Here is a 23,956-nt window from a genome sequence, read left to right as displayed (position 1 = left end):
CGATGTCGTGGTCCTCGCTGAGCAGCTCCAGCTCGTACTCGAACAGCCGTCCGAGCCGCTCCGTGCCGCTCATGCTGCGCAGCACCAGCACGTCCGCACCCAGCGGCGTGGTGATGGCGACGTTCCTGTCACTCTGGCCGAGCGGCATGAGGAGCCCTCCTGGCTGCCGATTCCACGATTGTAGTTGATATTCCCCCTCGGGCATCAAGTGGTGCCGCGGTAGGGCCCGATGGGCGCCGGAGTGCTAACTTAATGACAGGGCGCTGTCGGCTCGATGGCGCGGTGGCGCCTCGATAACACCGGCGGCAGCGGTGCCGCCCGCCGGTGGAACGCGGTTGCGGCGGTCGTGGTCACTTGGCCGGGGGAGGGCAGTCCATGCCGGGAAGGATCGAGTTCGAGGTCGGCTTCACCCGCCCGGAGGCGGAGCCGGCGGTGCGCCGCCGCGGCAGCGGTTCCCTGCGCATCCTGGTGCTGGGGGATTTCAGCGGCCGGGCCAACCGCGGCCTCCACGGCGGCCTCGAGGGGCGGCCGGCGGTGGCGGTGGACCTGGACACCCTGGAGTCGGTGCAGGAGCGCTTCGCGCCGGAGCTGCGGCTGCCGCTGGCGGCGGGCGGGCCCGTGGAGACCCTGCGCTTCCGCTCCCTGGAGGCCTTCCGCCCGGAGTCCCTGGTGCGGGAGCTGGCGCCGTTCCGGGCCCTGGCGGAGTTGCGCGAGCGGCTGCGGGACCCGGCCCGGTTCGAGGCCGCGGCCGCCGAGTTCCGGGACCGGGGCGGCGGGTTGGCGGCCGGCGCCCCGGCGGCCGCGCCCGAACCAGCCCCGGAGGCCGCCCCCGCGGCCGAGGCCGACGGGGACACCCTCGCCCGGCTGCTGGGCCGGCAGCCGGCGACGCCATCCCGGCCGCGGCCGGCCGCTCCGCCCCCCGCGGTGGACATCAGCGCCTTCATCCACGACCTCGTGGCGCCCCACGTGGCGCCGGCGCCCGCCCCCGGCCAGGCGCTCTACCTTGAGGCGGTGGAGACGGCCATGGGGGGGCAACTCTCCGGGCTGCTCCACCACCCCGACTTCCAGGCCCTGGAGGCCGCCTGGCGTGGCCTGCACGGGCTGGTGACGGGGCTGGAGGGGGGCGGCGAGGTGCGGGTGGCGGTGCTGGACATCACCCTGGCCGAGCTGGCGGCGGAGCTGGAAGGGGCGGGGGGCGGGGCCGGTGCCCTGGAGCGGCTGCTGGTGGAGCCGGCCGACGGCGGGGCCTGGTCGCTGCTGGCGGGGCTGTTCGAGTTCGGCGCCGATCCGGCGGCGCTGGCGCTGCTGGGACGGCTCGGCGCGCTGGCCGGCCGTGCCGGGGCGCCGTTCCTGGCCGCCGCCGGGAGCGCGCTGCTGGGCGGCGCCACGCCGGCGGCGGTGGTGGAGTCCCCGCAGCCCCTCGCCCCGGAGGCGGAATCAGCCTGGCAGGCGCTGCGCCGCAGCGCCGTCGCCCCGTGGCTGGGGCTGGCCTGGCCGCGGCTGCTGCTGCGGCTGCCCTACGGGGCCGCTACCGATCCGGTGGAGGGGCTCGCTTACGAGGAGCTGCCCGGGGGGCCGGAGGAGGGGCGGCTGCTGTGGGGCAGCCCGGCGCTCGCCTGCGCGCTGCTCATCGGCCGCGCCTTCAAGGCGCGGGGCTGGGAGATGGAGCCGGGCGACGTGCTGGACCTGGGGGATCTGCCCGCCTACGTCCACGAGCAGGACGGCCTGCCCCGGCTCTACCCCTGCGCCGGGGCCTACTTCGGCGAGCGGGTGATGGAGGCGGTGCTGGTGCGCGGCGTCATGCCGCTGGTGAGCTGGCGGGATCGCAACGCCGTGCGCCTGGCGCGGTTCCAGTCCATCGCCGACCCGGTCCGGGCCCTGGCCGGTCCCTGGCGCTGACGGGCGTGGCGGAGCCCTTCGACATCCGGCTGCGGGTGGGCGGCGAGACCCTGCGCCTGAGCGGCGAGGCGGACGCGACGCCGGTGCGGCTGGCGGAGGTCCTGCCGCTGCTGTACGGGATCAGCGATGCCCTGGGGGGCGTGGCGGAGCGGGAGGTGGCGGCCCGGGGCCGGACGCTGCGCTGCGGACCCGGCTGCGGGGCCTGCTGCCGGCAGCTGGTGCCGGTGGCCGGCGCGGAGGCCGAGGCGCTGGCGGAGTACGTGGCGGGGCTGGAGCCGGACCGGCGGCGGGCGCTGGAGGCGCGCTTCGCCGCGGCCCGGGAGCGGCTCGGGGCCGCCGGCCTGCTGGCGCGGCTGCAGGGGCCGCCCCCGGCCGACCCCGCGGCCCGCCGGGCCCTGGGGCTGGCATACTTCGCCCTGGGCCTGGCCTGCCCGTTCCTGGAGGCGGAGTCGTGCTCCATCCACGCCCGCCGCCCGGCGGCCTGCCGCGAGTACCTGGTCACCTCCGACCCGGCCTGGTGCGCAGAGCCGGAGCGTCACCCGGTGGAGATGGTCGCGCCGCCGCGGCGGGTCTCCCGGGCGCTCTACCGGCTCAGCGCGGATGAATGGCAGGGCGGCGCGGGGCCGGCGGACTGGCTGCCCCTGGTGCTGGCGCTGGAGCGGCCGGCACCGGTTGGGCCGGAGGCGCCGCGGCGGCCTGCCGCCGAGCACCTCCGGCGCTTCCTTGCGGTACTGGCTGAAGAGTGAAGGAGACGACGAACATGGGACAAGGCCGCGTTCCCGGCACCCTCAACCCCGAGGCCCTCTCCGTGGACCTGGATGACGGCACCCTCGCCCGCGCGTCCACGCCGCCGCCCGGACCGGTGCCCAGCGCCAAGGGCGGCCACAGCAAGGACGGTCCCACCGAGTCCCTCGGCGACCGGGTGGTCGCCTACGCCCGCCAGCGCCTCGGCCAGCGGGTGGGCGACGGCCAGTGCTTCGCCCTGGTGGACAACGCGCTGCGCAGCGCCGGGGCCCGCTCCGCCGCCGACTACGGCGAGGTGTCGGCCGACGCCGACTACGTGTGGGGCAGCTCGGTGGCGCTCTCCGGCCTGCAGGCGGGGGACCTGGTGCAGTTCCGCGACTACGACTACACGGTGACGCGGGTGACCACCACCGACACCGCCGTGGACACCGAGGAGGAGGGGGGCGACCGGCCCCACCACAGCGCCATCGTGGAGACGGTGCACGGCGACGGCACCGTGACCGTGCTGGAGCAGAACGCCCCGGACGGGAGCCCGGTCACGCGCACCCGGCTCTACTTCCTCAGCGGCACGCGGCAGGAGGGCAACACCGCCATCACCATCACCGTCAACGGCACCTTCCGCTTCTACCGCCCCCAGCCGCGGGACTGACCAGCCGCTGGTGGGTGGCGGGTGATGAGCCCTGCCTGGCGGGATGAATCCCGCCCTACGCACCCACGCACCCACGCACCCACGCACCCACGCACCCACGCACCCACGCACCCACGCACCCACGCACCCACGCACCCACGCATTCACGCATTCACGCACTCACGCACTAACGCATTCACCCGTCACTCAAACGCATAGGTCAGGTTGCCTTCCTCCACGCCCACGTGCACCCGGGCGATGGGCTGGTCGGCCAGCATGCGGTTGAGGACCTCCTGGCTGATGGCGGGCAGGACGGTGTTGGTGAGGATGGCGTCCACCATGCGCGCGCCGCTCTCCACCTCGGTGCAGCGGCTGCCCACCAGCTTGACCACCGCCTCGTCGTAGGTGAAGGGGATGCGGTGGTTCTCCTCCACCCGCTTCTGGATGCGCCCGAGCTGCAGCTTGGTGATCTCGGCCAGCATCTCGTCACTCAGCGGGTAGTAGGGGACGACGATGAGCCGCCCCAGCAGCGCCGCGGGGAAGACCTTCAGCAGGGGCTCGCGCAGCGACTGGGCGATGCCCTCGGCCTCGGGCATCAGCTCCGGGTCCCGGCACAGGTTCATGATCAGGTCCGAGCCGACGTTGGAGGTGAGCAGGATGAGGGTGTTGCGGAAGTCGATGCGGCGGCCCTCGGAGTCCTCCATCCAGCCCTTGTCGAAGATCTGGAAGAACATCTCGTGGACGTCTGGATGGGCCTTCTCCACCTCGTCGAGGAGGATCACGCTGTAGGGCTTGCGCCGCACCGCCTCGGTGAGCACGCCGCCCTCGCCGTAGCCCACGTAGCCGGGGGGCGCCCCCTTCAGGGTGGAGACGGTGTGGGCCTCCTGGTACTCGCTCATGTTGATGGTGATGATGTTCTGCTCGCCGCCGTAGAGGGCCTCGGCCAGCGCCAGGCCGGTCTCGGTCTTGCCCACACCCGAGGGGCCGCAGAGCATGAACACGCCGATGGGCTTGTTGGGATTCTCCAGCTGGGCGCGGGAGGTCTGGATGCGGCGGGCGACCATCTCCAGGGCGTGACGCTGGCCGATGACCCGCTGGTTGAGGGTGTCGGCGAGGTGCAGCACCGCCTCGATCTCGTTGTGCACCATGCGGCCCATGGGAATGCCGGTCCAGTCGGAGACCACGCTCGCCACCGCCTGGGCGTCCACGGTGGGCAGGATCAGCGGGCTCTCCCCCTGCAGCTCGGTGAGCTGGTGCTGCAGGCCGCGCAGCTCCTCCAGCAGGGCCGCGCCGTCGGCGGCGGGCCCCGCCCCCTCCGGATCGGTCCCGGCGCCGGTCCCGGCGGCCGCGGCCTCGGCGGCCTGCTCCAGCTCGCTGGCGGCGCCCTCCACCTTGCCCACCGCGCCGCGCAGCCGGGCGCGCAGGTCGAGGATGTTCCCCACCAGGGCCTTCTCCCCGTTCCAGCGCTCCTCCAGGGTCGCCAGGCGCTCGTGCTCGGCCGCCAGCTTCTTGCGCGCCGCCTCCTCGCGGGCGGCGGTGTCGATGCCCACGGCCTGCTCCCGGGCGATGATCTCCAGCTCCGTGTCCAGCGCCTCGATGCGGCGCCGGCAGTCCTCCACCTCCGCCGGAACGGCGTGCTGGCTGATGGCCACCCGCGCCGCGGAGGTGTCGAGCAGGCTGACCGCCTTGTCGGGCAGCTGGCGGGCCGGGATGTAGCGGTGGGAGAGGCGCACGGCCGCCTCCAGCCCCTCGTCCAGGATCTGCACCTGGTGGTGCTTCTCCAGGGTGCTGGCCACGCCGCGCACCATGAGGATGGCCTTGTCCTCGGTGGGCTCGTCGATCTGGATCACCTGGAAGCGGCGGGTGAGGGCCGGGTCCTTCTCGATGTACTTCTTGTACTCGCTCCAGGTGGTGGCGGCGATGGTGCGCAGCGTTCCCCGCGCCAGCGCCGGCTTGAGCAGGTTGGCCGCGTCGCCGGTGCCGGCCGTGCCGCCGGCGCCGATGAGGGTGTGGGCCTCGTCGATGAACAGGATGATGGGCTTCGGCGAGGACTGCACCTCCTCGATCACCTGGCGCAGGCGGTTCTCGAACTCGCCCTTCATGCTGGCGCCGGCCTGCATCAGGCCGATGTCCAGCGTGCGCAGGGTGACGTCGGTGAGGGAGGGGGGGATGTCACCGGCGGCGATGCGCAGGGCGAAGCCCTCCACCACCGCCGTCTTGCCCACCCCCGCCTCGCCGGTGATGATGGGGTTGTTCTGGCGCCGGCGCATGAGGATGTCGACGATCTGGCGGATCTCCTCGTCGCGGCCCACGATGGGGTCGATCTCCCCCTTGCGGGCCCGCTCGGTGAGGTCCACCGAGAAGCGCGCCAGGGCCTCCTGCTTGCCCATGGCCGCCGGCGCCAGCCCCCCTTCGCCGCCGGCCGCGCCCTCCGCGGCGGCGAGCCGGCTGCCGTCGCTGGTGGCGAGTCGCTCCTCCGGGGAGCCGCCGACGATGTTGTGGAAGTGATCGGTGAGATCGTCGAGCTTGACCTTGTCGAATTCCCGGGAGATGGCCAGCAGCTCGTGGCGCAGCCCGCCGGTCTTGACCAGCCCCACCAGCAGGTGGCCGGTGCGGATCTGGGCCTCGCCGAACAGCAGGGTGCCGTAGACCCAGCCCCGCTCCACCGCCTCCTCCAGGTGGCTGGAGAGATCCGAGATGGAGGTGGAGCCGCGCGGCAGGCGGTCGAGCGCCGCGGTGAAGTCCTTGGCCAGGCGGCTGGGCTCCAGCTCGAAGTGCTTGATGATGCGGTGCAGGTCGGAGTCCTGCAGCTGCAGTATCTGGTGCAGCCAGTGCACCAGCTCCACGTAGGGGTTGCCCCGCATCTTGCAGAACAGGGTGGCGCTCTCGATGGCCTTGTAGCCCACCTCGTTGAGCTTGCCGAACAGGGCAACGCGACTGATTTCAGCCATCCCGGGTCTCCTGCGGGTTGAACGGTTTCGGTTTATTCAGCATAGGCCATGGGTTCGAGGTGCAGATCGTCGGCGTCACGGGCCGGCGTGCCGCTGCTCAGCCAGGTGGTCCAGCCGAGCTGTCCGGCCCGGCCGAGGGCGAGGCCCGGCACCTCCTCCCGGCGCAGCACCAGGTTCGCGTCCCACTGCAGCTCGTCGCCCACGTAGTTGCGCACCACCGCCACCAGCCGCGGCAGGGTTTCGCCGCCGGGCAGCAGGCGCCGGTACTGCGCCAGGCTCAGGGGGCCGAGGATGATGCGGAATTTCGACTGCCGGTCCCACACCCGCGCGCCGATCACCGTGCCCCGCCCCAGGGTGCCCGTGACCGGGCTCTCGCCGAGGCGCAGGCGGCCGTTCGCGGGCAGGGTCAGCCAGTGGCCGATGAACTCGCGGATGGCCACCGGCATGCCCAGGAAGCCGAGCAGGATGGCCGCCAGCCCCTCGGGGTTGCGGGCATGGGGGGCGAGCCGCCCGGCGAAGTGCAGCTTGGCGCCGTCGGGCATGGCGTCGCGCCCGCGCAGGGCGGGCTGGCCGAGCCCGAACAGGGCGCCGATGAACAGGGCGAAGTGGTCCGTTTCCGGGCGGTCGTAGCTGACGGTGGGCTGGGCCTCCGCCCAGGCGCGGTAGAACAGCGCCAGCATGCGGTTGTGGAACAGGTCCAGGAAGCGGGAGAAGGTGGGGTCGTCGTGGTTGCGCAGGCGGTCCCGGGCGAACTCGGTCAGGTGCAGGGGCAGGGCGCCGTTGGGCCCCAGCAGGCCAAGGAACTGCACCCGCAGCCACGGCGGCCGGCCTCCGCGGCCCGCCTCGAAGCCCGACACGGTGGCGGGCGGGAAGGCCATGGTCGGCTCCTGGCCCAGGCGCACCAGGTCGTCGCCGGAGCGCCGCGCGGTGCCGATGCGCGGGCGCCCGGCATGGGCCGCCTCCAGCCGGCGCAGGGCCTGGTAGAAGCTGAAGCGCCAGGGCTCCTGCTCCAGCAGCCGCGTGAAGTCTAGATTTGCTGACGGCGTCCGATCCGCGGCGGCCATCGCATCACCTCTCCCCGATCGAGGGTCCGGATTACCGTCTCCGAGAAGGTGTTGATGGAGACGTACTTGGCGAAGAACTGCTCCAGCACCGCGCCGAGCAGGAACACGCTGGCGCCCTCGAAGGCGCCCTCGTCGAAGGTCACGGTCACCTCCAGGCCGCGCCCGAAGGTGATGGGGCCGGTGGCCGGCAGCCGCCGGACGACCGGCACGGCGGCGATGCTCTTCACGCCCTCCACCTGCTTGTGGATGTGGGCGGTGTGGGTGTCCCCGTAGAGGCCGAGCAGCTCGCGCAGGGCCGCCGCGCCCTGTTCCGGGTCGCTGTCCGCCAGGGACAGGTAGTTCAGGGAGAGGTGGCTGATGAGGCGCCAGGCCATCTCGCCCTCGGCGGTGGTGGGCCGGGGCCGGGTCGGCCCGGCCACGCAGCGCACCGCCTTCACCGGCGCGCCGGACTCCAGGGTGAAGTCGGTCGCTCCCAGGCCCATGCGCAGGTGCAGCGGCAGGTCGCGGTTGGTGCACAGCGCGCTCACCGCCAGCTGGCGCAGGTCGCCGCGGTAGGGCGCCTCGTCGGCGTCCACCAGGGCCAGGTAGAGCTCGTGGCCCACGTAGCTGGAGCGGGTGCCGGTGCGGTGCTGCTGCTCGGACAGCGCGCGCGGGACCCGGCGCACCGTGTAGTAGGAGCGGCTGCGGTTGCCCAGGCTCGGCTCGCCCAGGGCGTAGAAGGGCATGAAATCCTGCCGGTTGCTGCTCCCGACGCCGTAGCCCTCCACCCCGGTCACCGTGTGGATCTCGAAGTCCATGGGCCGGGTGCGGTCGGGGACCACGTGGTGATCCGGCACGTGATCGCCCAGGTGGATGCGGTCGCAGCGCTTGGGAAAGAGGTTGACGACGGGGCTGCAGAACAGGGCGAACTGGTCGGTTCCCACCCGGTTCTCGAGCACGGGATCGGGGCGGTCGAAGAGCAGGATGACATCCGCCTCCGCCTCGGTGCAGCGGCGCAGGGCCGCGCCCAGGCCGGTCAGCTCCACGAACATGAACCGGCTCGGGAAGGCGAAGTACTCCGCCAGCAGCCGGTAGCCCTGGAACGACTGGGGGCCGTGGGGCAGCAGCGCCTCGGCGTCGCCGAATCCCGGCTGTCCCACGCTGCCGGCGGGGAGCAGCTCGCCCCAGGGCGCGGGGCTCGCGGCGGACTGGACCGCCACCGCCGTGGTGTGGGCGAGGATCTGCTCCAGGAGATGGGTGGGGACCTCGTCGGTGCCGCGCAGGTGCAGGGGCAGGCGGTCCAGGGCGATCTTGTCGAAGGTGAGCCCGGCGGTGGCGCGCAGGCGCAGGCGCAGTCCCGACTTGATGCGCCGGGGGTCCGGCAGGATGCCGCCGGCCACCGGGCCGGTGCCGGTGAAGTACTCGGCCCGGGCCAGCTCCAGCGGCCACAGGGTGACCTCCTGGGCGGTGCGGTACTCGCAGGGTGTCTGCTCGTTGCGGCCGAGCACGCTGCGCAGCACGCTCTGGCGCGGGAGGGTGAAGCCGTCCGCCAGGGAGCCCTCGCCGGGATCGGGCTGGAACTGGACCACCGCCATCGAGGGGGTGGGCGCCAGGTAGTGGGGATAGACCATCTCCAGCAGGTGCTGGGTGAAGTGGGGAAACTCCGCGTCGAGCTTGAGCTGCACGCGGGCGGCCAGGAAGGCGAACCCCTCCAGCAGCCGCTCCACGTAGGGATCGGTGCACTCGAAGCCGTCCAGGCTCAGGCGGGCGGCGATCTTCGGGTACTCGCGGGCGAATTCGCCCCCCATGTCGCGGATGTACTGCAGCTCCTGGTTGTAGTACTTGAGCAGGCGGGGATCCATCAGTCGTCTCTCCCGCCGGCATACTCGGAAACGGTCACGTCCCCGCTCTCGAGATCCACCTCCGTCTTGAGGTAGATGTTCTCCGGCATCGGTTCGGACCAGAGCTGGCCGGTGATCTGGAAGGAGATGGAGTTGTGGTCCAGGCGGCTCTCCCCGATCAGGGCGCGCACGGCCACGGTGTTGCGCAGCAGGCGCGGCTCGAAGTCCCAGATGACCTGGCGGATGAGCCGCTCCAGCGCCGGCAGCTCCATCCCGGAGGCGGTGAAGCCGGTGAAGTGGGGCATGCCGTAGTTGAGCACCGAGCGCCGCACCTCGGGAAAGTCGTCGAGGTCCTCGGCCAGGTTGGTGGCGTTGAACAGCCAGGTCAGGTCGCGCACCACCGCCTCGCGCAGGCGCCGCAGGCTCATGTGCGCCTGGTCACGGCTCTCCTGCTTGTGTTTCGGCGCCTCGTCGATGAGCCGATCGAGCAGCGAGGGCAGCAGGCGCTCCTGGGCGCGCGATTCAGCCATCGGCGACCCCGGCGGGCGCGGCGGCCTCCTCCGCGCCGGTCTCCAGGGTGATGCTGCGCACTTCCAGCAGGGGGTACTCGCCGGCATCGGTCGCCAGCATGCGCTGGCCGCTGCCGATCAGCAGCTCGGGCGAGGGCTCGGCCCAGGTGGTCTTGCGGGCGAGGCGGATGGCCGGATCCTCGCTCGCCTCCGATCCGGGGTAGCGGGCGGGCACGAGGCCCACCGTCTCGCCGCCGTTGCTCCAGGTGAAGTGGGCGGGCAGCCAGACCAGGTCGCGCAGATCGGTGGGCGGGTCGAAGGCGATAGCGCGGATGCGCTGGAAGGGTATCCAGTAGTAGCGCCCGGAGACGACCGCCTCCAGGACCGGGCCCAGGCGGGTGTCGCCGTCGGCGATCCACTCGAACGGGGTGCCGTCGATGGAGCCGCGGGTGGCGGGCGCGGCGTCGAAGGCCTCCTCGCGCAGCCCCAGGGCCTGATCGTAGCGCCCCGCGGCCACCGCGCCCAGCGACTGCACCAGCAGGGCGACCCACTGCGCCGGTTCGCCGAACACCACCGGCGAGCGCCGGCCGGCGAAAATCTCCCCGCGCAGGACCTCGCACTCCAGCCCGGTGCGGTAGGTCTGCACCATGGGCAGCGCCTCGGCGTCCAACTCGCCCACCACGTTGAGCTGGTTCAGCGCCCGGTCCCACTGGCCCAGGACCGCCAGCAGCTGGAACAGGAAGATGCGGTGCCTGGCGTTGGCGGGCTCCCTGCGGACCTGCTCCTGCAGCTGGGCCAGGGCCTGGTCCAGGTCGCCCTCGCGCAGGCTCTGTTCGGCGCTCATGGCAATACTCCCCCCCGCCGGGCCCGGTGTCCGGGTCCGGCGGCCGATGGACGGAACGGCAGTGAACGGACGGCGCTGCGGCGCGGCCGGTTCAATCCTGCCGGTTGGTCTCCAGGTTCCAGGTGCGGTCGGTCGTGGCGCCCGGGGAACCGGTCTGATCGATGGGGGTGTACTCCCACTTGATCTTGCCGTAGGCGAAGCTGACGTTCTCCATCGGCTTGTCGCCGCCGGCGGAACCGCCCGGCATGACGGCGCTGACGATCACGTCCTCCAGGGTGTACTTCATGAAGGTGTGCTTGTCGCCCGAGGCGAGGCACAGCTCCATCTCCACCTTGGGGATGTGTTCGCCCTTGGCGCACTTGATGTTGAGCTCGGGCGTGGCCGCATCCACCGTCTTGACGATGTTGAAGTCCTGGAAGTCGGCCCGGCCGCCCGTGCGCCCGCCGGTGGCGCTGGCGCTGGAAGCCGGCTGGCTGACGCCGTGGCTGTAGCTCAGCACCTCGATCCACTTGTCGTGGGCATCATCCGAACTCTCGCCGTCGACTCCCTCGATCTTCAGAAAAGCATCGAATGCCATGGGTCTTCTCCTTTTGTGACCGGCCGGTTCGGGGTGGCCGGATTCTCGTCCGTTGGGGCGGGCCGCGTTCCGGCCCGCCGCTCAGCCATCTGCTTCCTGTTCAGCCCTGTTTCTCGGAGGGCAGGCGGGTAACCAGCCGCAGGGAGACGGTCAGGCCTTCCAGCTGGTAGTGGGGGCGCAGGAAGAACTTGGAGGTGTAGTAGCCGGGGTTGCCTTCCACCTCCTCCACCACCACCTGGGCCGCCGCCAGCGGCTTGCGGGCCTTGTCCTCCTCCGAGGCGGTGCTCGGGTTGGGCTCCACGTACTTCATGATCCACTTGTTCAGCCACTTCTCCATGTCCGTGCGCTCCTTGAAGGAGCCGACCTTGTCGCGCACGATGCACTTCAGGTAGTGGGCGAAGCGGCAGCTGGCGAACAGGTAGGGCAGCCGCGCGGCCAGGTTGGCGTTGGCGGTGGCGTCCGGATCGTCGTACTCGGCCGGCTTCTGCAGCGACTGGGCGCCGATGAAGGCGGCGAAGTCGGAGTTCTTCTTGTGGATCAGCGGCATCAGGCCGTTCTTGGCCAGCTCCGCCTCGCGCCGGTCGGAGATGGCGATCTCGGTGGGGCACTTCATGTCCACACCGCCGTCGTCGGTGGGGAAGGTGTGGGTGGGCAGCCCCTCCACCGCGCCGCCGGACTCCACGCCGCGGATGCGCGAGCACCAGCCGTAGAGCTTGAAGGCGCGGTTGATGTTGGTGGCCATGGCGTAGGCGGCGTTGGACCAGGTGTACTTGTCGTGGGCGGCGCCGACGGTGTCCTCCTCGAAGTCGAACTCCTCCACCGGGTTGGTGCGGGCCCCGTAGGGCAGGCGCGAGAGGAAACGCGGCATGGCCAGGCCGATGTAGCGGGAATCCTCCGCTTCGCGCAGGGAGCGCCAGGCCGCGTACTCCGGGGTCTGGAAGATCTTGGTGAGGTCGCGCGGATTGGAGAGCTCCTGCCAGGTCTCCATCTGCATCAGGGCGGGCGCGGCGGCGCTGATGAACGGCGAGTGGGCGGCCGCCGCCACCTGGGCGATCTCGCCGAGCAGCTCCACGTCCGGCGGGCTGTGGTCGAAGTAGTAGTCGCCCACCAGGCAGCCGTAGGGCTCGCCGCCGAACTGGCCGTACTCCTCCTCGTAGAGCTTCTTGAAGATGGGGCTCTGGTCCCAGGCGGTGCCCTTGAACTTCTTCAGGGTCTTCCCGAGATCCTTCTTGGAGATGTTCAGGACGCGGATCTTGAGCATCTCGTCGGTTTCGGTGTTGTTCACCAGGTAGTGCAGGCCGCGCCAGCTTCCCTCGAGCTGCTGGAAGTCGGGGTGGTGGAGGACCAGGTTCACCTGCTCGGTGAGCTTGCGATCGATCTCGGCGATGATGGCCTCGATGGAGCGGACGGCGTCCTCGGAGATGAGCGTGGTCTGGCCCAGGGCCTGCGCGGCCAGGGTGTGGACGGCTTCCTCCACCGCTTCCTTGGCGCGGTCGGACTTGGGCTTGAACTCCTTCTGCAGCAGGGCGGTGAATTCGCCGGCTTCGAGCGTGGTGGCTTCGGCCTGCTTTTGGGTGTCTTGCTGGGTCTCGGCCATGGCGTTACTCCTCGGCGGGTGCGGACGGGGCTTCCGCCTCTCCGGCGGGCTTGGGCGCGGCGGCCAGGGCGGAGAGCAGGGTGGGGTCGTTGAGCACCTTCGCGATCAGGTCCTCGGCCCCGCTCTTGCCGTCCATGTAGGTGAGCAGGTTGGAGAGCTGGGTGCGGGCCTGGAGGAGCTTGTTCAGGGCGTCCACCTTCCGCGCCACGGCGGCGGGGGAGAAGTCCTCCATGCTCTCGAAGGTCAGGTCCACGTTCAGGTTGCCCTCGCCGGTCAGGGTGTTGGGCACCTGGAAGGCGACGCGGGGCTTCATCGACTTGAGCCGGTCGTCGAAGTTGTCCACGTCTATCTCCAGGTACTTGCGATCGGCCACGGCGGGCAGCGACTCCTCGGGCTTGCCCGAGAGGTCGGCCATCACGCCCATGACGAAGGGCAGCTGGATCTTCTTCTCCGCACCGTAGAGCTCCACGTCGTACTCGATCTGGACGCGGGGGGCCCGGTTGCGGGCTATGAACTTCTGGCTGCTGGATTTAGCCACGAGATACCTCCTCTGCTCACGGGGCCCACGCGATAGCCGGCGTGCCGGCCCCGCTTACCGGGCATGGGTTCCCGGGCCGGCCGGAAGCGGTCAACCCCCTTCCGGTCCCCGGATTTCCTCGACCTGCTGCACCGCGCCGGGTGCCAGGTCCCGAATGATTGCCATGAAATCCATGGTCGCCAGCCGCTTCGCCCGCTGCATCAGCAGGGGAATGGGGCTGGAGGGTTCGTGCCGCCTGTAGTAGTCGCAGATGGCATCGAGCGCCCGCACCACGTCCTCGCGGGAGTTGAGAGCGGCGGGCACGCCCGTGCCGCCGGCAGCCGCCGCGGGTGCGGGCGATGGGTTGTCTGTCATGGCCGCAGTCTCCTCCAGCGCGGGGCTGCCGCCGCCGCGGCGCGCCAGTTGACCGCCCACCACCTGCCCGGCCTCCTGCAGCAGCGCCTTGAGCGGATTCAGGTCCGGGGCCACTCCCGCCCCGACCTGCTCGTCGAGCCGGCTGCCGATGGCGCCGAGCTCGCCCAGGGCGCCGTTGATGGCCTCCAGGGTGGCGCCGATATCCTCCACCGGGACCTCGGTGAAGGCCGCGTCGATGACCGCCTCGGTGGGGGGTTCCTGCATGTCCGCGGGGGGTGTCAGGCGGCCGTGGGCGATCTCCCAGTCACGCAGGTCGAAGCGCCCCATCGCCCGCGAGCTGACCAGCGGTGCCTCGCGGGCCGCGCCGATCATCAGCTCCGGTGCGGTCAGGGCCGCCAGGGTGTTGAGCCGGAAGGTGGGATCGTTGTTGTCGTCGGGGTCGAGCTGGGGATGGACCTGGTCCCAGAACTTCTCCAGCAGGCCGCGGGTGAGCGCCAGCCCCTGGTGGAGGCCGGGGAAGCCCTCGGTATGGGTCAGGGCCAGGCACAGCGGCATGACCACGCGCAGGTCCTTGGTGCGATGCAGCAGCTCCAGGGCGAGGCCGCTCACCGCCTTCCAGTCGGGCGGTTCGGCGGGCTGGATGACATCCCCTATCTGCCGTTCCGGCTTGCCCTCGGCCGCACGCTCGAGCTCGCCGTACTGGGCGTCGTACTCGAGGTCGTCGCCGCAGGGGGAGTCCGCGGAAATTTCCCGGAGCAGTTCACCGACGTCTATCACGCTGGCCTCCATCCTTGTAGCCGCTCAGTGTCCTGCATACCATCCTGACCGGCTACCAGGCCCGTCTTACAGGCACCGGCGGCGGCGACCAGGTCGGGGGACCCACGTCAGCCGCCGCAGTTCGCTCCTCCCGGCAGCGGAAGGAGGCATGGTTCTATGGACCTCGTTCCTAAGGTCTATAACACACGGATCCGGGGTGCGCAAACGTCGCCTGCGGGGCCGTGTGCATCGCGGGGCCTCGGCCGCGATCCGCTAGCCCTCGCCATCGATGCAGTACTGATACCAGTCATCGCTGTCCACCGGGTAGGGGCAGGTCCGGCGCGCCTTGTCGAGCGTCTGCAGATCGCGCAGCAGCCAGTCGTTGTCCAGGGGGGTGTCACGGCGGTGGCGATCCTGCAGCGATTTGCCGCCGCCGAAGTAGTAGCGCACGCCGAGGAAGTACTGGTCATAGCCGTCCTCGCCCCGGGCCGCGTCGCCCACCAGGGTCAGCCCGGGCAGCGGCACGAAGCCCGGCAGGTACTCGAAACCCAGGTTCAGCTGTCCCTCGCCGTCCGCCTCCTGGGCGCCGGCCTTGAACATGAACAGGGGCAGGGGGTACCAGCGGAGATCCAGGCCGGAATTGAGGCCGCTCCCGAGCCGGTCGGCGTCCTGGTACTCCAGGCGGCCGGTCAGGGTGAAGGGGCCGCTGTACCACTTGCCGATGAAGCCGGCCCGGGCCATGTCGATGTCGCCCCAGCTGACATGGGCGGCGTTGAAGTCCAGCAGGCCGCGATTCGGGTTGCTCCAGAACAGGTGCCCGCCGAAGCCGAGCACGGAACCGCTACCCTCCTGGATGCCGTCGGTGTTCGCCCGGCCGCCGGCCAGGTCGAACTGCAGCCCCCAGTTCTCGTCGAACAGCCAGTCGATGTTCCCGCCCAGGACCTGGGCGCCGTCGGACTGGGTCTGGCCCCCCATCATGTCGACCGCGGCGTTGGTGACGCCGGGGGTGAACATTCCCTCCTCGGCCGCGGCGGTGCCGGCGGCAAGGGTCAGGGCGAGTCCGGCGAGGACTCCTCCAAAGGTCGGAATGGCTGGCTTCATGGTCGTATGTGCTCCGAGATCCCGGTTCTGGGCACGCCGCAGCCGTGGGTTCGTCCGTGGCGTGTCTGTGCTTGAAGATTAGTCCCGATGCGCCGTGAAGGTAAAGCGCGGGCAGGGCTGGACTCCGGACAGGTCGTTGTCGTGACAGGGGTGCTCAGGCCTGGTCGAGCAGCTTCTTGAGGACCTCGTTCACCTGGGCCGGGTTGGCCTGGCCGCGGGTGGCCTTCATCACCTGGCCCACGAAGAAGCCGAACAGCTTGTCCTTGCCGCCGCGGTAGTCGGCCACCTGGCCCGGGTTGGCGTCCAGCACCGCCTGGATGGCCTGCTCGATGGCGCTGGTGTCGGTGATCTGCTTGAGGCCCTTCTTTTCGATGATCGCGTCGACATCGCCCTCGCCGTTCCACATGGCCTCGAAGACGGTCTTGGCCATCTTGCCGGAGATGGTGTTGTCGGTGATGCGCACGATGAGCCCGCCGAGCTGCTCCGCGCCCACCGGGCCGGCGTCGATCTCCAGGCCCTCCTTGTTCAGCGCGGCGGCGAGATCGCCCATCACCCAGTTGGCCGCCAGCTTGGGGTGGCCGCCGGCGGCCTTCACCACGGTTTCGTAGTAGTCGGCCAGCTCCCGGGAGGCGGTGAGCACGCCGGCATCGTAGGCGGGCAGGCCGTAGTGGGTCATGAAGCGGTGCTTCTTCTCGTCGGGAAGCTCCGGCAGGGTCAGGCGCACCGCCTCGATGAACGCCTCGTCGAGCGCCACCGGGAGCAGGTCCGGGTCGGGGAAGTAGCGGTAGTCGTTGGCCTCCTCCTTGGTGCGCATGGGGCGGGTCTCGTCCCGGGCCGCGTCATAGAGGCGGGTCTCCTGCACCACCGCGCCGCCGCTCTCGATGATGTCGATCTGGCGCTCGATCTCGAAGTTGATGGCGCGCTCGACGAAGCGGAAGGAGTTGAGGTTCTTGATCTCGGCCCGGGTGCCGAACTTGTGCTGGCCCTTCGGGCGTACGGAGACGTTGGCGTCGCAGCGGAAGGAGCCCTCCTGCATGTTGCCGTCGCAGATGCCGAGGTAGCGCACCAGCGAGTGGAGCTTCTTCATGTAGGCCACCGCCTCCTTCGCCGAGCGCAGGTCGGGTTCGGAGACGATCTCCAGCAGCGGCGTGCCGGCGCGGTTGAGATCGATGCCGGTGAGGCCGTGGAAGTCCTCGTGCAGGGACTTGCCGGCGTCCTCCTCCAGGTGGGCGCGGGTGACGCCGACGGTCTTGGCGGTCCCGTCCTCGAGCTCGATCTCCAACTCGCCGCGGGCCACGATGGGCAGCTCGTACTGGCTGATCTGGTAGCCCTTGGGGAGATCCGGGTAGAAGTAGTTCTTGCGCGCGAAGACCGAGCGCCGCGCCACCTCCGCGCCGATGGCCAGCCCGAACTTCGCCGCCATGCGCACGGCCTCGGCGTTGAGCACCGGCAGCACCCCGGGCAGGCCGAGATCCACCGCGTTGGCCTGGGTGTTGGGCGCCGCGCCGAAGGCGGTGCTGCTGCCGGAGAAGATCTTGCTCCGCGTGGAGAGCTGGGCGTGAATCTCGAGCCCGATGACCGCTTCCCATTCCATCGTCTTGCGACCCTTTTGGCTGGTATTTGTTAATAGACAGGATTTACAGGATCTACAGGATTGATATTGTCTGCACTGGTTTTATGGGTGCGGGACGCACCATCCGAGACCCACCAGTCACGTGACCCGTCCGTTCCGCCGAAACATGCAAATCCTGTCAATCCTGTAAATCCTGTCTATTCAAGAGGTTCTCACCTGAACGCCGCGGGCGCCCGCCGGTGCCAGTCGGTGGCCTGCTGGTAGCGGTGGGCGGCGTTGAGCAGGCGCGCCTCGCTCCAGTAGTCGCCGATCATCTGCAGGCCCACGGGCAGGCCGGCGGCGAAGCCGGCCGGGAGGGAGAGCCCGGGCAGGCCGGCGAGGTTCACGGCGATGGTGTAGATGTCCGAGAGGTACATCGTCACCGGGTCGTCGGTCTTCTCGCCCAGGCGGAAGGCCGGGGTGGGGGCCGTGGGACCCAGCAGCACGTCCACCTCCCCGAAGGCGCGGCGGAAGTCGTCGCTGATGAGGCGGCGCACCTGCTGGGCCTTGAGATAGTAGGCGTCGTAGTAGCCGGCCGAGAGGGCGTAGGTGCCGATCATGATGCGGCGCTTCACCTCGGCGCCGAAGCCCTCGCCGCGGGAGCGCTTGTAGAGGTCCTCCAGGTCCCGCGGCGCCTCGCAGCGGTAGCCGTAGCGCACGCCGTCGAAGCGGGACAGGTTGGAGGAGCACTCCGCCGGCGCCACCACGTAGTAGGCGGGCACCGCCAGGTGCGAGTTGGGCAGGCTCACCTCGCGCACGCTGGCGCCGAGGGCCTCGAACTCGCGCACCGCCGCGTGCACCGCCGCGGCCACCTCGGGGTCGAGCCCCGCGCCGAAGTACTCCTTCGGCAGGCCGATGCGCAGCCCCTCCAGGGACTCCCCCAGGTGGGCGGTGTAGTCGGGCACCGCCCGGTCGATGGAGGTGGAGTCGCGGGGGTCGAAGCCGGCCATGGCGTTGAGCAGCAGCGCGGCGTCCTCGGCGCTGGCGGCGATGGGGCCGCCCTGGTCGAGGCTGGAGGCGAAGGCGATCATGCCCCAGCGGGAGACCCGGCCGTAGGTGGGCTTCAGGCCGGTGAGGCCGGTCAGCGCGGCGGGCTGGCGGATGGAGCCGCCGGTGTCGGTGCCGGTGGCGCCGGGGGCCAGGCGCGCGGCCACCGCCGCGGCGGAGCCGCCCGAGGAGCCGCCGGGCACCCGGTCGGTGTCCCAGGGGTTGCGCACCGGACCGTAGTAGCTGGTCTCGTTGGAGGAGCCCATGGCGAACTCGTCCATGTTGGTCTTGCCGAGCATCACGCAGCCGGCCGCGGCCATGCGCTCCACCACCGTGGCGTTGTAGGGGGCGACGAAATTGTCCAGCATCCGCGAGCCGCAGGAGGTGCGCACCCCCTCGGTGCAGAAGATGTCCTTGTGGGCGATGGGGATGCCGGTGAGCGGACCCGCCTCGCCGGCGGCGCGGCGGGCGTCGGCGTCCGCGGCCGCCGCCAGGGCGGACTCGGCGGTCACGGTGATGAAGCTGTTGAGCTGGCCGTCGAGGCGCTCGATGCGCTCCAGGAAGCCCCGGGTCAGCTCCACGCTGGAGAACTCCCCGGCGGCCAGCCCGCGGGAGAGCTCGGCGATGGTCTTCAGATGCATGTCTTCTTCTCTTGCCTGACAGGATTCGACACCAAGGCGCCAAGCGCGCCAGGGGGAACGGAGTCCGGGTGTCTCTCCCGACGCCTCACCCCTTGCGCCTCACTCCTCACTCAATGACCTTCGGCACCAGGTAGAGGCCGTTCTCCACCTGGGGGGCGATGCGCTGGAACTGCTCCCGCCGGTCGGTCTCGGTGACCGCGTCGGGGCGCAGGCGCTGGTGGACATCCTGGGGATGGGCCATGGGCGCCACGCCGTGGGTGTCCACGCTGTTCATCTGTTCCACCAGGCCGAGGATGCTGGACAGCTCGGTGGCATAGCGGGGGATATCGGCCTCGTCGAGGGCGAGCCGGGCGAGGTGGGCGATGGACTCCACCTCGGAACGTTCCAGGGACATGCGGGGACCTCGTTGGGCAGTGCCTGATGCAAGGACGGAAAGTTAGCACATCCCATCGGCTTGCCCAAATTCCCACCCGTTGATAGAGTTGTGGGCTTTAAGTTATCCACAGGATGTAGCACTTCCATGTTCAGACGCCTCCGGGGGCTGTTCTCCAACGATCTTTCCATAGACCTGGGTACCGCCAATACCCTCATTTACGTCCGCGGGCGTGGCATCGTCCTGGACGAGCCCTCGGTGGTCGCCATCCGCCAGGAACGCGGGTCCGGCGGCCAGAAGTCGATCGCCGCGGTCGGTATCGAGGCCAAGCGGATGCTCGGCCGGACGCCGGGCAACATCACCGCCATCCGGCCCATGAAGGACGGGGTCATCGCCGACTTCCACGTCACCGAGAAGATGCTCCAGCACTTCATCCACAAGGTGCACGAGAACCGCTTCCTGCGCCCCAGCCCGCGGGTGCTGGTATGCGTGCCCTGCGGCTCCACCCAGGTGGAGCGGCGCGCCATCCGCGAGTCGGCGGCCGGCGCCGGGGCGCGCGAGGTCTACCTCATCGAGGAGCCCATGGCGGCGGCCATCGGCGCCGGGCTGCCGGTGCACGAGGCGCGCGGCTCCATGGTGGTGGACATCGGCGGCGGCACCACCGAGGTGGCCATCATCTCGCTCAACGGCATCGTCTATTCCGGCTCCGTGCGCATCGGCGGCGACCGCTTCGACGAGGCCGTGGTCAGCTACGTGCGCCGCAACTACGGCACCCTCATCGGCGAGGCGACCGCCGAGCGCATCAAGCACGAGATCGGCTCCGCCTTCCCCGGCAACGAGGTGCGCGAGATCGAGGTCCGCGGCCGCAACCTGGCCGAGGGCGTGCCGCGCAGCTTCACCCTCAACAGCAACGAGATCCTTGAATCGCTGCAGGAACCGCTGTCCGGCATCGTCAGCGCCGTGAAGGCGGCCCTCGAGGAATCGCCCCCGGAGCTGGCCTCCGACATCGCCGAGCGTGGCATGGTGCTCACCGGCGGCGGTGCGCTGCTGCGCGACCTGGACCGCCTGCTCATGGAGGAGACGGGTCTGCCGGTCATCGTGGCCGAGGACCCGCTCACCTGCGTCGCCCGTGGCGGCGGCAAGGCGCTGGAGATGATGGACGAGGGCGGCGGGGAGCTGTTCAGCACCGAGTAACGGGGCTGCGCGCCCCAGCGTCGGGCGCCGGAGGCCGGCGCCCAACCCGAGACGGCCTCGCCGGCCCGATGAGGTGCTCCCATTAAACCGCTGTTCACACAGGGCCCCTCCACCGGGGTGCGTCTGATCCTGCTGATCGTGCTGTCGGTGGTCCTGATGACCATGGATCACCGGCTGGCGCAGATGGCGCACGTCCGTTCCGCCCTCTCCCTGGTCCTCGCCCCCATCCAGTACCTGGTCAACTTCCCCGTGGTGGCGGGGCGCTGGTTCACCGAGGGGCTCTCCACCCGCCGCGACCTCATCGCCGAGAACGCCAACCTCAAGGCCGGGCAGCTCCTGCTGCGGGCGCAGGTGCAGAAGCTGGAGGCGCTGGAGTCCGAGAACCGCCGCCTGCGCGAGCTGCTCCACTCCGGCAGCCGGATCATGAGCGAGCGGGTGCTCATCGCCGAGCTGCTGGCGGTGGACGCCGATCCCTTCACCCACCAGATCGTCCTCAACAAGGGCAGCCGCGACGGGGCGTTCAAGGGCCAGCCGCTGCTCGACTCCCAGGGGGTCATGGGGCAGGTGGTGGAGGTGGGCCCCATCACCAGCCGGGCGCTGCTCATCACCGACGCCAGCCATGCCATCCCGGTGCAGGTGAACCGCAACGGCATCCGCGCCGTGGCGCTGGGCACCGGCGCCATCGACCGGCTGGAGCTGGCCCACGTTCCCGACACCGCCGACATCCGCCCCGGCGATCTGCTCATCACCTCGGGGCTCGGCGGTCGCTTCCCTCCCGGCTACCCGGTGGGCACGGTGGTGGAGGTGACCCACGATCCGGGCCAGGCCTACGCCCTCATCACGGCCCGTCCCAGCGCCCGGCTCGACCGCAGCCGGGAGGTGCTGCTGGTGTGGCCGCGCACGCAGACCGCGCCGGTCGAGGCGGAGACCGGGCCGGAGCCGGAGGGGCCGGAGCAACTGGAGTCCGGGGCGGACGGGGCCGGCGAGCCGGTGCCGGAGGGGGGCGGATGAGCGTCACCCGGCCCCGCGGCGGCGGGATCATCGCCTTCACCTTCTTCATGGCCCTGCTGCTCACCATCCTGCCCCTGCCGGAGTGGGCCGGGCCCTACCGTCCCGCCTGGGTGGTGCTCGTGCTCATCTACTGGTGCATGGCGCTGCCGACCCGGATCGGAGTGGGGGTGGGCTGGCTGATGGGGCTGCTGCTCGACCTCATCAACGGCGTCCTGCTGGGGCAGCACGCCCTGGCGCTGGCGGTGGTGGCCTACCTGGCGACCCTGCTGCACCAGCGCATCCGCGTCTTTCCGGTCTGGCAGCAGGCCCTCACGGTGCTGGTGCTGGTGGGCCTGAGCCAGATGCTGGTACTCTGGGTGCTGGGGGTGACCGGTGCGGTGCCCCGATCCTGGGACTACTGGCTGCCCTCGCTGACCAGCATGCTGCTGTGGCCCTGGGTGTTCGTCATCCTGCGTGACGTGCGCCGCCGTTTCGGGGTGCAGTAGCATCGCCGGGGTGCCACGCTCCGGACCGTTGCGGCATGGCCGCGACCGCGGGCGGCGGTGAACCCGGCGTCTCCGGCGGCGAATGACTCGGACTGAACCCATGAGCCGGTCGCGTACCCTCTACCTGGCCTCCTCCTCGCCGCGCCGGCGGGAACTGCTGGAGCAGATCGGCGTTCATTACACGGTCTGCCCGGTGGCCGTGTCCGAGCGGGTGAACCCGGGCGAGGCGCCCGAGGAGTACGTGCTGCGCCTGGCGCTGGCCAAGGCGCGGGCCGGTGGTGCCGCCCTGGAGGTCCAGGCCCCGGTGCTGGGCGCCGATACGGCGGTGGTGGTGGACGACACCATCCTCGGCAAGCCCCGCGACCGCGCTGACGCCCTGGCCATGCTGGCCCGCCTCTCCGGGCGCGAACACCGGGTGCTCTCCGGGGTGGCGCTGGTGGAGGGGGAGCGCGAGGAGAGCCGGCTGTCGGTGACCCGGGTCCGTTTCCGGGTCCTGCTGCCCGGCGAGGCGGAGGCCTACTGGGCGAGTGGCGAGCCGGCGGACAAGGCCGGGGCCTACGCCATCCAGGGCCGGGCGGCGGTGTTCGTGGAGCGGATCGAGGGGAGCTACTCGGGTGTCATGGGCCTGCCCCTGTTCGAGACCGCGGAGTTGCTGGAACGCTTCGGCGTGGCGGATGCCGCCGCCCGGCGCTGAAATGTTTGACCCATTACAACGACAACAGGCAGGGGACGGTAGCCGGAGGCCGGAGTGAGTGAGGAGATCCTGATCAACGTCACCCCCAGCGAGACCCGCGTGGCGGTGGTGGAGAACGGCGTGCTGCAGGAGGTCTACGTGGAGCGCGCCAGCCGTCGCGGATTGGTGGGGAACATCTACAAGGGACGGGTCTGCCGGGTCCTGCCCGGCATGCAGGCCGCCTTCGTGGACATCGGCCTGGACCGGGCCGCGTTCCTGCACGTCTCCGACATCCAGTGCGAGACCGAGGAGGCGGTGCGGGTGGAGGGCTGCAGGCCGCCCGAGTCCATCACCGACCTGTTGCGGGAGGGCCAGGACGTCATCGTCCAGGTGATCAAGGACCCCCTGGGCACCAAGGGGGCGCGGCTCACCACCCACGTCTCCATCCCCTCCCGCTACCTGGTGCTCATGTCCAACCTGCGCCACGTGGGCATCTCCCAGCGCATCGAGGACGAGGCCGAGCGGCTGCGCCTCAAGGAGCTGGTCCAGGAGCGGGCGCCGGAGGGCTGCGAATTCGGCTTCATCGTGCGCACCGCCGCCGAGGGCGTGGGCGAGCAGGAGCTGACCGAGGACATGACCTTCCTCACCAAGCTCTGGACCCTGGTGCGCGAACGGGTCGCCCAGGCCGAGTCGGGCGCCATCATCCACGAGGACCTGCCGCTGGCGGTCCGCACCCTGCGCGACCTGGTGGGCGACGAGGTGGAGCGGGTCCGCATCGACTCGGGCGAGACCCATGTCCGGGTGCAGACCTTCGCCCGCCAGTTCATGCCCCAGCTCATGGAGCGCATCGAGTACTACACCGGCGAGCGGCCCATCTTCGACCTCTACGGGGTGGAGGACGAGATCCAGAAGGCCCTGGAGCGCAAGGTGCAGCTCAAGTCCGGCGGCTACCTCATCATCGACCAGACCGAGGCGATGACCACGGTCGACGTCAACACGGGCGCCTTCGTGGGTCACCGCAACCTCGAGGAGACCATCTTCAAGACCAACCTGGAGGCGGCCCAGGCCATCGCCCGCCAGCTGCGGCTGCGCAACCTCGGCGGCATCATCATCATCGATTTCATCGACATGACCGATGCCGAGCACAAGCGCCAGGTGCTGCGGGCGCTGGAGAAGGCGCTGGAGAAGGACCACGCCAAGAGCCACATCAGCGAGGTCTCCAACCTGGGCCTGGTGGAGATGACCCGCAAGCGCACCCGCGAGAGCCTGGAGCACGTGCTCTGCTCCGCCTGCCCCACCTGCAACGGGCGCGGCTTCATGAAAACCGCCGAGACGGTGTGCTATGAGATCTTCAGGGAGATCATGCGCCAGGCGCGGGCGTTCGACGTGAGCACCTTCCTGGTGCTGGCCTCCACCGAGGTGGTCCACCGGCTGGTGGACGAGGAGTCCACCAGCGTGGCCGACCTGGAGTCGTTCATCGGCAAGCCCATCAAGCTCCAGGCCGAGCCGCAGTACAACACGGAGCAGTTCGACGTGGTCCTCATGTAGGGTCTCCGGCGGGGTCCCCCCGCCGGTCCCGGCAACGGCGCCTCGCCGAG

Annotated in this window: 21 protein-coding genes; 8 read left to right on the top strand and 13 right to left on the bottom strand. The window is 70.5% G+C overall.

The window, feature by feature from the left end; all coding sequences use genetic code 11:
* The first annotated feature begins 375 nt into the window (after nucleotides 1-375).
* The 3 genes from DFQ59_RS08695 to DFQ59_RS08685 are packed head-to-tail and all read left to right on the top strand — an operon-like array spanning nucleotide 376 to nucleotide 3,292.
* Nucleotides 376-1,899, top strand: a complete 1,524-nt coding sequence (locus tag DFQ59_RS08695) for a type VI secretion system contractile sheath domain-containing protein (protein ID WP_114279309.1) — start codon at nucleotides 376-378, stop codon at nucleotides 1,897-1,899.
* Nucleotides 1,900-1,904: 5 nt separating this feature from the next.
* Entirely contained in the window at nucleotides 1,905-2,645 is a 741-nt protein-coding gene (locus DFQ59_RS08690) for a YkgJ family cysteine cluster protein (RefSeq protein ID WP_170142096.1), read from the top strand.
* Nucleotides 2,646-2,659: 14 nt separating this feature from the next.
* The gene (locus DFQ59_RS08685) at nucleotides 2,660-3,292 is read left to right on the top strand and encodes a CHAP domain-containing protein (protein WP_114279307.1); all 633 of its coding nucleotides are present in this window, start codon (nucleotides 2,660-2,662) and stop codon (nucleotides 3,290-3,292) included.
* Between the two features lie 182 nt (nucleotides 3,293-3,474).
* Here DFQ59_RS08685 and tssH read toward each other — a convergent pair whose 3' ends face one another.
* The 13 genes from tssH to gatC form a co-directional block, all read right to left on the bottom strand.
* A complete protein-coding gene (tssH, locus tag DFQ59_RS08675; RefSeq protein WP_114279306.1) occupies nucleotides 3,475-6,222 on the bottom strand; it encodes a type VI secretion system ATPase TssH in 2,748 nt (915 codons plus the stop codon).
* 32 nt (nucleotides 6,223-6,254) lie between these two features.
* On the bottom strand, nucleotides 6,255-7,286 hold the full coding sequence (gene tssG, locus DFQ59_RS08670) for a type VI secretion system baseplate subunit TssG (RefSeq protein ID WP_114279305.1): 1,032 nt from the start codon (nucleotides 7,284-7,286) through the stop codon (nucleotides 6,255-6,257).
* Entirely contained in the window at nucleotides 7,250-9,127 is a 1,878-nt protein-coding gene (tssF, locus tag DFQ59_RS08665; RefSeq protein ID WP_114279304.1) for a type VI secretion system baseplate subunit TssF, read from the bottom strand. Before tssF ends, tssG begins: the two co-directional genes overlap by 37 nt.
* Nucleotides 9,127-9,636, bottom strand: a complete 510-nt coding sequence (tssE, locus tag DFQ59_RS08660) for a type VI secretion system baseplate subunit TssE (RefSeq protein ID WP_114279303.1) — start codon at nucleotides 9,634-9,636, stop codon at nucleotides 9,127-9,129. Before tssE ends, tssF begins: the two co-directional genes overlap by 1 nt.
* Nucleotides 9,629-10,459, bottom strand: a complete 831-nt coding sequence (locus tag DFQ59_RS08655; RefSeq protein WP_114279302.1) for a type VI secretion system accessory protein TagJ — start codon at nucleotides 10,457-10,459, stop codon at nucleotides 9,629-9,631. The genes tssE and DFQ59_RS08655 overlap by 8 nt, the downstream gene beginning before the upstream one ends.
* A gap of 91 nt (nucleotides 10,460-10,550) precedes the next feature.
* Nucleotides 10,551-11,036, bottom strand: a complete 486-nt coding sequence (locus tag DFQ59_RS08650) for an Hcp family type VI secretion system effector (protein ID WP_114279301.1) — start codon at nucleotides 11,034-11,036, stop codon at nucleotides 10,551-10,553.
* A 100-nt stretch (nucleotides 11,037-11,136) separates the two neighbouring features.
* The gene (gene tssC, locus DFQ59_RS08645) at nucleotides 11,137-12,633 is read right to left on the bottom strand and encodes a type VI secretion system contractile sheath large subunit (protein WP_114279300.1); all 1,497 of its coding nucleotides are present in this window, start codon (nucleotides 12,631-12,633) and stop codon (nucleotides 11,137-11,139) included.
* Nucleotides 12,634-12,637: 4 nt separating this feature from the next.
* Entirely contained in the window at nucleotides 12,638-13,171 is a 534-nt protein-coding gene (gene tssB, locus DFQ59_RS08640) for a type VI secretion system contractile sheath small subunit (protein WP_114279299.1), read from the bottom strand.
* A 90-nt stretch (nucleotides 13,172-13,261) separates the two neighbouring features.
* On the bottom strand, nucleotides 13,262-14,302 hold the full coding sequence (tssA, locus tag DFQ59_RS08635) for a type VI secretion system protein TssA (RefSeq protein WP_114279543.1): 1,041 nt from the start codon (nucleotides 14,300-14,302) through the stop codon (nucleotides 13,262-13,264).
* Between the two features lie 252 nt (nucleotides 14,303-14,554).
* Nucleotides 14,555-15,382: a hypothetical protein gene (locus DFQ59_RS08630; RefSeq protein WP_147275202.1), complete on the bottom strand. Its 828-nt coding sequence runs from the start codon at nucleotides 15,380-15,382 to the stop codon at nucleotides 14,555-14,557.
* Between the two features lie 154 nt (nucleotides 15,383-15,536).
* Nucleotides 15,537-16,976 carry an Asp-tRNA(Asn)/Glu-tRNA(Gln) amidotransferase subunit GatB gene (gene gatB / locus DFQ59_RS08625; protein WP_114279297.1) on the bottom strand — a complete coding sequence of 480 codons (1,440 nt, stop codon included), beginning with the start codon at nucleotides 16,974-16,976 and terminating at the stop codon, nucleotides 15,537-15,539.
* A 191-nt stretch (nucleotides 16,977-17,167) separates the two neighbouring features.
* A complete protein-coding gene (gene gatA / locus DFQ59_RS08620) occupies nucleotides 17,168-18,622 on the bottom strand; it encodes an Asp-tRNA(Asn)/Glu-tRNA(Gln) amidotransferase subunit GatA (protein ID WP_114279296.1) in 1,455 nt (484 codons plus the stop codon).
* Nucleotides 18,623-18,728: 106 nt separating this feature from the next.
* Nucleotides 18,729-19,016: an Asp-tRNA(Asn)/Glu-tRNA(Gln) amidotransferase subunit GatC gene (gatC, locus tag DFQ59_RS08615; protein WP_114279295.1), complete on the bottom strand. Its 288-nt coding sequence runs from the start codon at nucleotides 19,014-19,016 to the stop codon at nucleotides 18,729-18,731.
* A 126-nt stretch (nucleotides 19,017-19,142) separates the two neighbouring features.
* Here gatC and DFQ59_RS08610 point away from each other — a divergent pair, with 126 nt between their 5' ends.
* The 5 genes from DFQ59_RS08610 to rng all read left to right on the top strand — a co-directional run bounded on the left by DFQ59_RS08610 (nucleotide 19,143) and on the right by rng (nucleotide 23,906).
* Entirely contained in the window at nucleotides 19,143-20,189 is a 1,047-nt protein-coding gene (locus DFQ59_RS08610) for a rod shape-determining protein (RefSeq protein WP_114279294.1), read from the top strand.
* A gap of 81 nt (nucleotides 20,190-20,270) precedes the next feature.
* Nucleotides 20,271-21,200, top strand: coding sequence for a rod shape-determining protein MreC (gene mreC / locus DFQ59_RS08605; protein WP_114279293.1), 930 nt, complete (start codon nucleotides 20,271-20,273; stop codon nucleotides 21,198-21,200).
* Nucleotides 21,197-21,685: a rod shape-determining protein MreD gene (gene mreD, locus DFQ59_RS08600; RefSeq protein ID WP_114279292.1), complete on the top strand. Its 489-nt coding sequence runs from the start codon at nucleotides 21,197-21,199 to the stop codon at nucleotides 21,683-21,685. Before mreC ends, mreD begins: the two co-directional genes overlap by 4 nt.
* 100 nt (nucleotides 21,686-21,785) lie before the next feature.
* Nucleotides 21,786-22,379, top strand: a complete 594-nt coding sequence (locus DFQ59_RS08595) for a Maf family protein (RefSeq protein WP_114279291.1) — start codon at nucleotides 21,786-21,788, stop codon at nucleotides 22,377-22,379.
* Between the two features lie 54 nt (nucleotides 22,380-22,433).
* Nucleotides 22,434-23,906, top strand: a complete 1,473-nt coding sequence (rng, locus tag DFQ59_RS08590; protein ID WP_114279290.1) for a ribonuclease G — start codon at nucleotides 22,434-22,436, stop codon at nucleotides 23,904-23,906.
* Nucleotides 23,907-23,956: the final 50 nt, after the last annotated feature.

Source organism: Thioalbus denitrificans (assembly GCF_003337735.1).
Lineage (GTDB): Bacteria > Pseudomonadota > Gammaproteobacteria > DSM-26407 > DSM-26407 > Thioalbus > Thioalbus denitrificans.
Note: the sequence above shows the minus strand (reverse complement) of the source record. Positions and strands in the feature narration are given on the sequence as shown.

Excerpts from the sequence above, each read along its gene's own strand:
- DFQ59_RS08695 (WP_114279309.1), top strand. The coding sequence starts at position 376 with ATGCCGGGAAGGATCGAGTTCGAGGTCGGCTTCACCCGCCCGGAGGCG.
- DFQ59_RS08685 (WP_114279307.1), top strand. The coding sequence starts at position 2,660 with ATGGGACAAGGCCGCGTTCCCGGCACCCTCAACCCCGAGGCCCTCTCC.
- tssH (WP_114279306.1), bottom strand. The coding sequence starts at position 6,222 with ATGGCTGAAATCAGTCGCGTTGCCCTGTTCGGCAAGCTCAACGAGGTG.
- tssG (WP_114279305.1), bottom strand. The coding sequence starts at position 7,286 with ATGGCCGCCGCGGATCGGACGCCGTCAGCAAATCTAGACTTCACGCGG.
- tssF (WP_114279304.1), bottom strand. The coding sequence starts at position 9,127 with ATGGATCCCCGCCTGCTCAAGTACTACAACCAGGAGCTGCAGTACATC.
- tssE (WP_114279303.1), bottom strand. The coding sequence starts at position 9,636 with ATGGCTGAATCGCGCGCCCAGGAGCGCCTGCTGCCCTCGCTGCTCGAT.
- DFQ59_RS08655 (WP_114279302.1), bottom strand. The coding sequence starts at position 10,459 with ATGAGCGCCGAACAGAGCCTGCGCGAGGGCGACCTGGACCAGGCCCTG.
- DFQ59_RS08650 (WP_114279301.1), bottom strand. The coding sequence starts at position 11,036 with ATGGCATTCGATGCTTTTCTGAAGATCGAGGGAGTCGACGGCGAGAGT.
- tssC (WP_114279300.1), bottom strand. The coding sequence starts at position 12,633 with ATGGCCGAGACCCAGCAAGACACCCAAAAGCAGGCCGAAGCCACCACG.
- DFQ59_RS08630 (WP_147275202.1), bottom strand. The coding sequence starts at position 15,382 with ATGAAGCCAGCCATTCCGACCTTTGGAGGAGTCCTCGCCGGACTCGCC.
- gatB (WP_114279297.1), bottom strand. The coding sequence starts at position 16,976 with ATGGAATGGGAAGCGGTCATCGGGCTCGAGATTCACGCCCAGCTCTCC.
- gatA (WP_114279296.1), bottom strand. The coding sequence starts at position 18,622 with ATGCATCTGAAGACCATCGCCGAGCTCTCCCGCGGGCTGGCCGCCGGG.
- gatC (WP_114279295.1), bottom strand. The coding sequence starts at position 19,016 with ATGTCCCTGGAACGTTCCGAGGTGGAGTCCATCGCCCACCTCGCCCGG.
- DFQ59_RS08610 (WP_114279294.1), top strand. The coding sequence starts at position 19,143 with ATGTTCAGACGCCTCCGGGGGCTGTTCTCCAACGATCTTTCCATAGAC.
- mreD (WP_114279292.1), top strand. The coding sequence starts at position 21,197 with ATGAGCGTCACCCGGCCCCGCGGCGGCGGGATCATCGCCTTCACCTTC.
- DFQ59_RS08595 (WP_114279291.1), top strand. The coding sequence starts at position 21,786 with ATGAGCCGGTCGCGTACCCTCTACCTGGCCTCCTCCTCGCCGCGCCGG.